Source organism: Flammeovirga sp. AWQ4_249 (genome assembly GCF_056161045.1).
Window position 1 is genome coordinate 1 of sequence record NZ_JBSWYJ010000030.1, and the last position, 12318, is coordinate 12318.

Annotated in this window: 12 protein-coding genes; 7 read left to right on the top strand and 5 right to left on the bottom strand. The window is 31.8% G+C overall.

The genetic code is table 11. The features are described from left to right. The 4 genes from ACXAHM_RS18710 to ACXAHM_RS18725 all read left to right on the top strand — a co-directional run. On the top strand, positions 1-203 hold a 203-nt coding region (locus tag ACXAHM_RS18710), incomplete at its 5' end, for a hypothetical protein (RefSeq protein WP_474963048.1). A gap of 120 nt (positions 204-323) precedes the next feature. After that, on the top strand, positions 324-545 hold the full coding sequence (locus tag ACXAHM_RS18715) for a hypothetical protein (RefSeq protein WP_474963050.1): 222 nt from the start codon (positions 324-326) through the stop codon (positions 543-545). Between the two features lie 16 nt (positions 546-561). After that, positions 562-1254 (top strand): hypothetical protein, encoded by a 693-nt coding sequence (locus ACXAHM_RS18720; protein WP_474963052.1) that lies wholly within the window; start codon positions 562-564, stop codon positions 1252-1254. Between the two features lie 69 nt (positions 1255-1323). Further along, positions 1324-1881: a YdcF family protein gene (locus ACXAHM_RS18725; protein WP_474963054.1), complete on the top strand. Its 558-nt coding sequence runs from the start codon at positions 1324-1326 to the stop codon at positions 1879-1881. Between the two features lie 56 nt (positions 1882-1937). Here ACXAHM_RS18725 and ACXAHM_RS18730 read toward each other — a convergent pair whose 3' ends face one another. Both ACXAHM_RS18730 and ACXAHM_RS18735 read right to left on the bottom strand, forming a co-directional pair. Continuing rightward, the gene (locus ACXAHM_RS18730; RefSeq protein WP_474963056.1) at positions 1938-3365 is read right to left on the bottom strand and encodes a TlpA family protein disulfide reductase; all 1428 of its coding nucleotides are present in this window, start codon (positions 3363-3365) and stop codon (positions 1938-1940) included. A gap of 159 nt (positions 3366-3524) precedes the next feature. Beyond that, positions 3525-3893, bottom strand: coding sequence for a phage holin family protein (locus ACXAHM_RS18735; RefSeq protein ID WP_474963058.1), 369 nt, complete (start codon positions 3891-3893; stop codon positions 3525-3527). A gap of 354 nt (positions 3894-4247) precedes the next feature. On the opposite strand from ACXAHM_RS18735, the gene ACXAHM_RS18740 reads away from it, so the two are divergent. Beyond that, positions 4248-4853, top strand: a complete 606-nt coding sequence (locus tag ACXAHM_RS18740) for a DUF6515 family protein (protein WP_474963060.1) — start codon at positions 4248-4250, stop codon at positions 4851-4853. A gap of 61 nt (positions 4854-4914) precedes the next feature. Here ACXAHM_RS18740 and ACXAHM_RS18745 read toward each other — a convergent pair whose 3' ends face one another. Further along, on the bottom strand, positions 4915-6714 hold the full coding sequence (locus ACXAHM_RS18745) for an AMP-dependent synthetase/ligase (RefSeq protein ID WP_474963062.1): 1800 nt from the start codon (positions 6712-6714) through the stop codon (positions 4915-4917). Between the two features lie 215 nt (positions 6715-6929). On the opposite strand from ACXAHM_RS18745, the gene ACXAHM_RS18750 reads away from it, so the two are divergent. Both ACXAHM_RS18750 and ACXAHM_RS18755 read left to right on the top strand, forming a co-directional pair. Further along, a complete protein-coding gene (locus tag ACXAHM_RS18750; protein ID WP_474963064.1) occupies positions 6930-7559 on the top strand; it encodes a hypothetical protein in 630 nt (209 codons plus the stop codon). A 9-nt stretch (positions 7560-7568) separates the two neighbouring features. Next, entirely contained in the window at positions 7569-10043 is a 2475-nt protein-coding gene (locus ACXAHM_RS18755) for a M1 family metallopeptidase (RefSeq protein WP_474963066.1), read from the top strand. Between the two features lie 41 nt (positions 10044-10084). Here ACXAHM_RS18755 and ACXAHM_RS18760 read toward each other — a convergent pair whose 3' ends face one another. Both ACXAHM_RS18760 and ACXAHM_RS18765 read right to left on the bottom strand, forming a co-directional pair. Further along, entirely contained in the window at positions 10085-11056 is a 972-nt protein-coding gene (locus ACXAHM_RS18760; RefSeq protein WP_474963068.1) for an NADPH:quinone reductase, read from the bottom strand. A gap of 12 nt (positions 11057-11068) precedes the next feature. After that, on the bottom strand, positions 11069-12247 hold the full coding sequence (locus tag ACXAHM_RS18765) for a sensor histidine kinase (RefSeq protein WP_474963070.1): 1179 nt from the start codon (positions 12245-12247) through the stop codon (positions 11069-11071). Positions 12248-12318 lie beyond the last annotated feature (71 nt).

Below are 12318 nucleotides of genomic sequence, written 5' to 3' on the forward strand. Positions count from 1 at the left end.
AACTTGCTACAGAGGAATATGTATTAGCCAACGAAAAAGTAGGTGCATTGATCGGTAAAGTGGGTGACACTAAATTCTTCATCGGTAACTATGCAACAATCCCTGCTGGTTTAGAAGGTGAATTAGAATTATGTATCAATGATAAAGCGGAAGAAGTAGCCAACAACCTTGGTGAAGTAACAATGAAAATTAGTATTGCATAATTTGCAATTGTAATTATACATTCAGAGCTACCTTTCCTATTTCTTAGTGAAAGGTAGCTTTTTTCTTTTAGACAAACTGAATAATACCTTTATTTGCATTATTAATTGTCAAAAGAAAGTATGGAACCTTTAGTTCAAGACCTATATCAAGCCATCAAACAAAGAGACATTCAGCAACTACAAGATAAACTGAATGCCATTGAAGAATTACCATTTTGGGCTGAAAATTTCTCTAAATTATTGAATAAATTAGTTCAAGATCATTCCAACCAATCAGTAGATCAAAATGAATCATTTTGGTTAGATGTTCAAAGAGCATTTATTGATGCAGTTCCTCAATAATTTAGAAGATTACTTTATGCAAACAATTGAATTGAATCGCACTATTATTAGAAAAATAAAAAGTGATGAGATAAAAATCGACAGCAGTTTGATCATATTTGGTTCTGTTTTTCTACTATCTCTTTTTTTGGGTACATACCGATATTTTACTGATGAAATATATAAAGGTTTAGTATTAAGTATTGGAATGTTAGCATTAATACCGTTAATCGTTTTTATTGCAACAAAAGTCAGATTCAATGATCAAATTAAAGAGGAAAATAAAGTCATTGGCTCAATAAATTTTGATGACAATTATTTATCAATAAATGATAAGGAGATTTCTCTACAATCTATAGAGAAGATTGCAATACATATCAATAATCATGGAAGTTTTGGATTTAGTTGGGAAAAATTACCTCTCAGCGAAAATCACTTTTTTAACCCTGATAATATAAGTATTGGAGGAAAACACGGTTTTCACCCCTCTAAAACATACAGTAATATCACTTTTTATCTAAAAGAAGGCCTGCCAATTAATAAAGCTTTTTATATTGATAGTCAATTAAAAAATAATACCATTAATAACTTTATATCAATTGTATATGATTGGAATATTGAAGTGCGAGAATACAATGATGGCTTAAAAGCCTATAAAACAAGAACCAATCTTACTTATGATGAAATCCAGGAAGTGAAATTAAAACACAACTTAAAATCATGGGTTTAGTAAGCATTTCAAATTATAATATTAAATTGAACTATGCTCACTCCTTAAAAAAATGATTACTTAAAAGCAATGAAGAAACGACTAATACAACTAACGATACTAGGTTTACTATATTTTCTATGCCAAGAATTATATATCATTTATGATGGATTAAATGATGATACTGAAAAAGCAAGATTCGCGGTCATTTTAGGATCAAAAGTCAATGAAGATGGTACACTTTCATCAAGATTAAAAGCACGTGTAGATAAAGGGTTAGCTCTTTATCAAAATCATCAAATCCAAAAAATATATGTTAGTGGTGGTCTCGGTAAAGAGGGGTATTATGAAGGAACTGAAATGGCGAATTATTTAATCCAAAAAGGAGTTAAAAGAAAAGATATTTTCATTGATGACGAAGGAATTAATACACGAGCGACAGCATTAAACTTTCATAGAGACTTCCCTAATGAGAAAGAAGTTATTGTCATCAGTCAGTATTTTCATATTACAAGATGTAAATTAGCATTACGTCAAGTTGGAATACCTCATGTTTATGGCGTACATTGTGACTTCTTTGAATGGAGAGATCCTTATTCTTTGTTTAGAGAATTTTTTGGCTGGTATAAGTATTATTTTTTCTATTAAAAAAAGGCGAAAGCATACTAAATTGATGCTTTCGCCTTTTTCATTTTTGTCAGAAATTATAAACTCTCAATATCTCCGTCAGTATAATTCGAGAAATATTCTACCGTACTCTCTTCCATTAATTTCTTCGGCCATTTCGCATACAATTCGCCCAACTTTCCTTTTGTATCAATAACCATATAATTTGGCATCCAATTGATTTTTAATGTTTTTAAAAGTTCAGCATCTGTTCCATTCTTGAGTAAATAATGATGATCTAGATCGGAATAAAACTGTTTTACATCTTCCCACTCATCGTCAACAGAAAGATTTAGAATTACTGTATTTTCTTCTGCTAATTTTGGTTTAAGGTTCGCCAAATAAGGTTGTGCTTCTTTACATGATGAACAACTCTTTGACCAAATATTTAGATAAACTACTTTTCCTTCTAGTTCTTTAATTACTTTTTCTAATTTAACTTCCTTATTTTCTTTCGTTAATAGTACCGTTTCATTAAAGTATTTTGGTAGTGCTTTTCCTAAAAGAGACTGTTTATAATTATATTGTTCGATTGCTTCTTCTACAGTATGTAAGGGCAATTTTTCTTTGGCTATTGCGTAAAAATTATGGATTGCTGTAGAATCGTAATTATTGAATGTCAATCTTGTATAGATCCATTGTGCTAAAACATACTCTTTTGTTTTTCCTGTTAATGAATCAGAGATAAAGTGTAATTGAGCATCCTTCATTTTCATTTCTGGGAATTGTTGTCGGATACTTGGAATACTTTGATACATCATACTTCTTACTTTTTTGATATAGTCGAAAGCATATATATTTTTATCGTTAAGTACATGTTCTAATGTATGTACTTTTTTATATTCCTCAGGTACATGAACATGATCTTCTTCCAAAGCTAGACGTTCCTCTAAAAGTTGATCATGAATAACCGATTCCTCTGCTAAAAAGTAATCCGTAAATTCTTTTTTCAACTTCGCCTTTTTCATCTTTTTTTCTCTTAAAGCAAAGAGTTGGCTCAACTTTATAGTATATAACGATAAATGTGTTTCCTTATTTAAATAAGTGGATTTAAACTTTTCAACACTAAAATTATCATGAAGAATAGACTGCAAGAAATTATTTCGATCTCCTCCATCGCCATTAAAAAAGAAATAATCTTGAACTAAATCAATATTTATAGAATCACCTGGAGTTGCCAATAAATCTATTTCTTTATCACTAATAGAAAATCGTATTCTAGCAAGATGATCAATATCTAATTTCACTAAGAAATCACCTTCATTATTTGTTTGTGATACATAATGTTTATCCTCAATGATCAATGGATTTTCTTCAATATCATAGATTTCAAAACGTACATTCGGCATCGTAGAAACACCTGTAATAATAACTTGATTTGATGTCCTTTTAGAAGTATTAGGTTGTTGCTTTTGACAAGCTCCAAATATCAGCAGAGAGAAAAAAATTAACGGTGAGTAGTTCATTATATAGTATTATTTAGTCCTATAACTAAATTAAAAAAAAGATTTTAAAATGAAATGCTTTCTCTAAAAAAAATACAATTAGACGTAATTGAAATGTATTCATAAAAAAATACCCTTCAACTGTTTACAATTGAAGGGCATCTCTCATCTATGTTATTATTAGTCTCTTTTAACTCCTAAAGCACTATCCAAGAATGTAACTATCGTTGAATAAACTAAAGAGAAAAGGAATGACATAAATAATGTTCCTGTGCTAAAACCATCTATTAACTCTCCAGCGAAATAAAACATTAAAGCATTGATTACTAATAAGAATAATCCTAATGTTAATATGGTAATAGGCAAAGTTAATAATGTAAGGATTGGCTTAACGAGTGCATTCATAAATCCAATGGCTAATGCTGCCCAAATAGCAGTACCATAATTAGTTACTCCAACACCAGAAGAAGGAATTAACCACTGAAAAAAGCCAGCACATGCCCACACTGCTACTGCAGAAACTAATAATTTTATAATAAATTCTTTCATTGTGTAAAAGGTTCAATTCTTATAATATATTTTCTTATTATACTTTAGAATGGTGTTTTAAATAGATAGTTTTCAATTCTTTTGTATAAAAATACAGTAATTTCGATAATTAACACTATAGTTAACGAATGATTTTTGTAATCTATCCTCTAATTTTCTCTAAAAAAATACCATTATAATGTTTCATTTCAAAAAATGACTTATCTATTTCAAACTTTGATTAAAATCTTCTTCTTTGGTAAAGTGATGTTAATCCCCTTATTTATCCTTTGACTTAACCCGTATTAGTATAAAAAACAATTATACTTTATACAGATGAAAAAGTTTATCTTTCTTGTTCTAATAGCGTTCTCTATGACTCACTTTGCTAATGCACAAGTTTATAGAAGAACTACCGTAACTAGAGCTTACCCACATTATAATTATCATGGTGCCACTGTAGTGCACACAGGTCCAACTGTTGTGCATTCTGGACCAATTTACGTTCATCATGGACCTGTATATGTTGGAGCTCCCATGTGGGGACCTTATTGGCATCCTGTTGGAGCAACTGTTGCTACAATTGCAGCTACAGCAGTTGTGGTGCATGCCATTGATGAAAATAATCAAAAACAAGATTATTATTGTGATAATGGAGTTTATTATGAAAAACAATCCAGCGGAAGTTATAAGGTAGTAGCGGCACCCATTGGTTCAACAATTGATAAATTGCCTAAAGAGAATGTAACATTGATCGTGAAAGGGAATACGTACTACTATTATGCTGGAAACTATTATCAAGCAAATGGAAAAGGGTATACTGTAATCGCTGCTCCTCAAGGAGCTGTTGTCAATGCTTTACCTGAAGGTACTAAAACTGAAATTGTCAATGGAGTTACCTATCATGTTTGTAATGGAGTTTGGTATATACAACAACAAGGGAACTCAAATTATGCTGTGACGACTGCTCCAGCTCAATAAAAATAAAGCCCACTTAATTTTTAGGATTAAGTGGGCTAATTTTATTATAAGAATGTATTGATTACTTCTTATACATTCCTTCAATCTCAGATTTATAATTCTCGTTGATTGTTTTTCTTTTCAATTTTAATGTTGGTGTCATTTCACCTTTTTCCATCGAAAATTCTTGAGGCAACAATGTGAATTTTTTCACTTTCTCAAAAGGAGCTAGATCATGTTGTAACATTTCTACTCTTTTCTCATACATCTTGATGATATCATGATCCTTAAGAAGTTCTTCGCGAGAATTGAAAGTAATACTATGCTCTTTTGCATATTCTTCGAGGTTTTCATAAGTAGGAACGATTAAAGCAGAAACAAAGTTTTTCCCATCTGCGATAATTGCAATTTGTTCTACGAAATGATCTTTACCGATTTTACCTTCTACGACTTGAGGAGCAATGTACTTACCATTTGAAGTTTTCATCAACTCTTTGATTCTATCCGTAATGAGCAAATTACCTTTTTCATCAAATTCGCCAGCGTCACCTGTTCTGAAAAATCCATCTTCAGTAAACACTTTAGCCGTTTCTTCCGGTTTGTTATAATAACCTTTCATGACAACATCTCCTTTTACAAGAATCTCATCATTTTCTCCGATTTTCACTTCTACACCTGACATCTGTGAGCCTACAGTATTCACATCAAATGTATCATTAATATGCCATGCAGTAACTGTTGCAGCTGTTTCGGTTAATCCATAACCTAGTACAACAGGAATACCAATAGCATGGAAGAATTCACCAATTTCTGGATCTAATTTAGCTCCTCCAGCAGGCATAAATTTAATATTACCTCCCATTAGTTTCTGGAATTTCGATAATACTAACTTGTTGGCCATATTGAATTGCATTTTTGCAAATACAGATGGCTTTTCACCTTTCCACTTCATATGTAGGTTTTTCTTCCCAACACCAACAGCCCAATTGAATAATTTTTGCATTGTTGGAGAAGCTTTACCTACTTTTTCGTGAATTGTAGAGTAAATTTTTTCATAGAAACGAGGAACCGCACACATTACATTAGGTTTCACTTCAATAAGTGCTTCTTTGATCAACTTTGTATCTTCAAGATAGCAGTTGATACCCCCCGTATACAATACATACGTTGACCATGCTCTCTCAAAAACGTGAGAAAGTGGCAAGAAGCTTAAGTTGACATCTTTATCAGAAAATTCTATAAAATTGTCATGTGCTTCAAATTGACGACCGAAATTGTGATAATCCATCATCACACCCTTTGGTTCACCTGTAGTTCCTGAAGTATATATTAATGTCATTAAATCCGTTAAAGATGCTTCTTCAACTCTTTTTAATAACTCTGGCTCTTGTTCTTTAGATCCTTTTTCTAAGAAATCATCCCAAAGAATACCTAATTTATGGCCTCTTCTATGGATACTTGATTTCATAGTAACAATCCATTCCAATGATGGACATTGGTCCGCAATTTCAGCTGCATTATCATATTGCTCTTGATCTCCAACAAAAAGAACTTTGATTTGAGCATCATTAATAATGTAAGCCGCTTGCTTTGATGTACTTGTTGCATAGATAGATACACTTACAGCTCTAATCTGCTGAGCAGCAAAGTCTGCAATTGTCCAATTAGGCATATTTTGGGCATAAATACCCACTTTGTCTTGTACTCCAATACCTGTAGACAGTAAACTTAAAGACAAATTGTCAATTTCTTGTGAAAAGTCAGTCCATGAGATGCTTTCCCAGATTTCATCTGCAACACGAAATCTAACGGCATCACGGTCTTTATATTTTTTAGCTTGTGAACGTATTTTATGTACTAAGTGCTCTAACTTCTTTGTCATTCTATATCGATATTATGTTATTTCAGTGCGAATTTATAAAAATTCGTTTGACATCAGCATAACAAGCTACGCTTCTTTTTTGTGACAAAAAATTGAATAAATATTCACAATAAGATTAAATATAAATATTTTAAGATATTTTATTGTTTTAATAATATTTAATATATCTTTGTAAAAACGTTTAACGATGTTATAAATAAGTCTAAATCAACAAAATGAACTTTACTAAATTAACCTTATTAACTTTTTCAATACTTTCTCTATTTTTTACAAAGAGCAAAGCACAAGAAAATCACTTTTTGGTCTCTTATTCTAATTCTCAAGGAGTAAGTGATATCCGATACCTCAACTTAAATGGTTTTCAAGTTGAGTGGCAACATCAGTTTAAAAATTCTCCTTTTTCACTAGGACTTTCTTTAGGATATCATTTTTCTAAAGAGGATGATTTTGTGGAAGTTATTCGCCCAATGCCATTACCATTACCGGCGGAAGGGAAAAGTATTATGAATAAAGATCAAATGACCAATGTCAAATCTATTCCTATTTTATTCTCTGCAAGGTATACATTTATAAAAAATAGATATCTAAAGCCCTTCATTGGTTTAGGTGCTGGATTATATCATCAATCACATGGCATTATCATTCAAACTTATGATGTAGGAAGTACTAAACGAACAATTTCTAAACAAGAATGGAGTTTTGGAGGAGCACCAGAATTGGGTGTTTTAACAGAACTTTTTCCTAGTGTTTCCATTTTTGCAAGCTTAAAATACAATTATATTTTTAATGATTTAGATAAAATTAATTACAATAATGTATCTTTCAATGTTGGTTTAATTTTATAATTGTTAGGAATGGATAAATTCTTCATCTTTTTTTTAGGCTTATTGATTATGATGACTTCTTGTAATTCTTCTAATGAAATACCATTAAGAACCGGGGTTTCGAAAGAATTAGCAGAGCATCGATTTAAGAATTTATCAGATTTAAGCTACAATTTACATTTCGAACTACCACTTCATAAAGAAGAACGCATACAAGCTGCTTTACATATTAAGGTGGAAATAAAAGATACTTCATCTCCATTAATATTAGACTTTAAAAGCGATTCTACTTCTTTAAAAAATCTTATCGTCAATAATCAACCTTCCTCCTATCAGTATGAACAGGAACATATTGTCATACCTGCTGATGCGTTAATTGAAGGAAAAAATAATATTTCATTCCAATTTATTGCAGGCGATCAATCACTCAATAGAAAAGAGGAGTACATGTATACCCTTCTTGTGCCAGATAGAGCAAGAACTCTTTTTCCTTGTTTTGATCAACCTGACCTAAAAGCTAAATACATTTTGAGTCTTAGTATGCCTGAAGATTGGCATGCAATTGCCGGTGAATATGGTACTACTAAACCTACTGACACAGGTAGAAAAGTAATTACTTTTGGGCAGACAAAACCTATTTCTACTTACCTTTTTTCATTTGTAGCAGGGGCATTTAAGAAGATAGAAAAAACCGTTGACGGTCGAAAATATACCATGCTTCACTTGGAAGAAGATGAAAAAATCAAAAAAAATGAAGCTCAGATTTTTGACCTACATGCTAAGTCAATTCAATGGCTTGAGGAATATACACAAATACCATTACCATTTCATAAGCTTGATTTTGCATTAATTCCTCCTTTTCAATACGGTGGAATGGAACATGTTGGAGCAATACAATATCGAGCTTCTTCATTGATTTTGGACGAGAATGCAGGCCCTGCAGAAAAACTTCGTCGTGCTCAACTTATTGCACATGAAGTGGCTCATATGTGGTTTGGTGATTTAGTGACCATGAAATGGTTTGATGATGTTTGGCTAAAAGAGGTTTTTGCAAATTTCATGGCCGCAAAAATTATCACTCCTTCATATCCTGAAATCAACCATGATTTACAATTCTATTTGTCACATCAATATAGAGCATATGTAGTTGACCGAACAGCAGGAACACATCCTATCCAACAGGAATTAGATAATTTAAATTTAGCAGGTACATTATATGGAGCTATTATTTATTGTAAAGCTCCCGTTGTAATGGCTCAATTAGAATTGATTGTTGGTGAAGAAAATTTGAGAAAATCATTACAGGTTTATCTAAATAAATATGCCTATAGTAATGCCACGTTTGATGATCTAATCCAGGTTATTTCTACCACATCCAAAGTCGATTTAAAAAATTGGGCAAACTTGTGGGTGAAAAATGCAGGAATGCCTCATTACCAATTAGAGCGTCAAAAAGATCAATTAGTGATTTCAACTTCTGATCATTCTAAATCACAAATTATTACTATTAATAATAATCGAGTTGATTTAGATAAAAATCAACTCTTAATCCCTCAAAAAGAAGGTGATTTCCCTATAGATCAAAGTGGTAAAAACTACGGCTATTTTGAACTGTCTAAGGCTTTAATTAAGGAGATTCAAGAGCATATTGATACGTATAATGAGACTGAAAAAGCAATTGCATACAGTACACTTTGGGAAAACTTTTTACATCAAAAGAACAATGCAAAAGAATTAGGTAATTTTCTACTCCAAAGAATTCTCAAAGAAGATAACTTATTGATTAAAAATCAATTATTGAGTCAGTATAATGAAATCTATTGGTATCATTTATCTGAACAAACACAAAATAATATTAGTACGGAGTATTTCTATAAGTTTAAAAATAAGATCCAGAAGTCATCTGAAAAGTCTATTCAATCCTTCTATTTTAAAGCGATTAGCAATTTAAGGCACCAACCTAATCAAATAAGTTTTCTTGAAAATTTCCTTTATTCTAAGTTCTCTAATCCTAACCTAAATGATAGAGAGAGGATCAACTTATTGATGAAAATAAGATTGGAAGGGTATATTCAAGATTCTACTAAAGTGAAAAGAGTAGAAGAGATGATTTCTTCTAAATATTATAAAGAATATTTGGCCTATATTCTCCCTTGTACCAGTGATGATGACCTTGTAAAAGATGACTTTTTTGAAAGCCTTAAAAAAGTAGAAAATAGAGGGAATGAACCTTGGGTAGAGAATGCTTTATACCTATTAAACCATCCTCTAAATGCGAAAAACTCTTTAAAATATACAAGAGCTACTTTAGCTTTACTTCCTGAAATTCAAAAAACAGGTGATATCTTCTTCCCCTATAATTACTTGAAAAATTCTATTGGGGTAAGAAGTGAACAGCAAGTCATTGATTGGACTAATACTTATTTAGAGAAAAATAAACTGGATGTAAAACTTAAAAATAAAGTACTCCAAAATTTAGATCCAGTGATCAGAAGACAACACTAAAAAAAATCCCAAGTTCTCATCAAAACTTGGGATTTTTTTATTTATAAACTTAACAAGACTCTTTCCTTCGTCCGTTTAAATTTAACATTATTATGTGCTTCCGCTATTTCTTCTAAAGGATAGACTTTATAGATAGCTAACCCTTTCCATCCATTTTCTAGAGAATCAGCTGCATCTTTCATTGCAATTTGTTTTGCTTTCAATGGGAAATCATCACTTCCCATAAAATGTACTGAAATATTATCGAATACGAGCTGCCAAAACGGTAAAGTAGGATCTGCTTTATCTGTTGCATAAGTCGCAATACTACCTCCAACTTTTAATAATTTTATGTTCGTTTCAAGATTTGCTTTAAAAGCAACTTCTACAATATGATCAACGGTATTTTCATAAAAGTTCAAGCAGTCAATTTGGTCATCACCAACATTAATCACTTCATCTGCTCCAGCATTTAAAGCAATTTCTTTGTCTTCTTGACTTCTTACGGTCGCAATCACTTTTGCTCCTCCTTTTTTCGCAAAATGAATTGCACATTGTCCTACGGCGCCTGCTCCACCACTCACTAAAATAGTTTTACCAGACGGATTTCCCGCTTTATAAATACAATAATGTCCTGTAATGGCAGGAATACCCATTTGAGCAGCCTGTTGTAAATCTACATTTTCAGAGAGTTCAACAATGTGTGAATCTGGAACACAACAATACTCAGCAGCAGTGCCAAATGCACGATAAGATTGAGCACCAAAACACATGACTTTTTTTCCTAGCCAATAAGTACTGACACCCTCTCCTATTTTTGTAACTACACCACTTCCATCACTATGAGGTATTACTTTAGGATATGGCATACTTCCACCAAATCTTGCTATTCTTTTCGAAATTTCACCAGGATTAATACCTGATAAAGAAATTTTTATCTGAACTTCTCCTTTTTTCGGCTCAATCTCATCGATCTCCCCAACTTTAAGAACGTCTTCTGCTTTTCCTTGTTGAGTATACCAAGCTACCTTCATGTGTATTTATCTTTAAAACCAAATTGTAAATTCACTACCGTGATCAACCTCACTTTTTACAGTAAGTCTAGCATTATTGTTCCTTAGAATTTGTCTAGAAATACTTAACCCTATTCCATTATGGCCTTTTTTAGTAGTGAAGAAAGGAACAAAAATACGGTTCAAAGCTTCTTCATCTATACCTACACCATTATCAATAATCTTAAGAATTGGTCTATTGGTAAGATCATCCTGTTTACAGATCAATTTGATTTGGCCATCATTTCTTTCACCAATAGCTTCTACTGCATTAGAAATGATATGTTGAATTACTTCATTCAATTGATGAGGATCGGTAGTTACCATTAGTCCTTCCACTTTTATTTTCAACTGCAATTCAATTCCACGGTGCTGATACGAAGATTCTGCTTGAAATAAAATCTCTTTACAAAGCTCACTAAGATTAATATGTTTGGATTCACTTTCTCTCAAATGAGCCATTTCCCTAAATCCTTGCGTAAGTTGAGACATATCTTTACTTCGTTGCTGAATTGAATTTAAGCCTAAAAGAAGATCTTCAAAATCCTCCACAGAAGGAGTTTCTCCATTTTCCTCTAGGTTTTCTTTCAAATATTTCACCTCAGAATGTACGGTATCACTTATGGATGAAATTGGAGCAATAGCATTCAAAACTTCATGCGTCAGTACTGTAATTAATGATTCCCAAGCCGTAATTTCTACAGCTTCCAACTCTTCTTGTACCCTTGTGATATTAAATATGGTAATGACTTCTCCCTTAACATAGACTGTCATTTTCTGAATTAAGAGTTTCTCAATACCATACTTACTTTTTACATCACAATAGTACGTTTCTATATCTTCTTCATTGGTGAAGATGTCATAGATTTCAGGGTAATGTGATTTGAAATTGGCTAAACTACTTGTTTTGATATCAGAAAAAATTCTCTTGGTCATTAAATTTGAAAAAATAACTTTTCCTGAAGGGTCAAAGGCAATTAAACCAGAATCAATATGTTGTGATATACTTTTATAAAACATTAAATCTGATTCCCTGTTAGACCGTATTTCTTTGAAACGATTTAATGCTTGAGAAAGAGATTTATTGAGTTCATTTTGAATATCGCCACTGGTATTTACAGAGAATGTTTGTGTAAAGTCATCATAATTGATTGCGTCTAAGAACTTTTTCATTTCAAAAGCAATTCCACTTAATTTTTGGATTAAGAGAAACACCTGATAAGATAAGAGTCCTAAAATAAAGA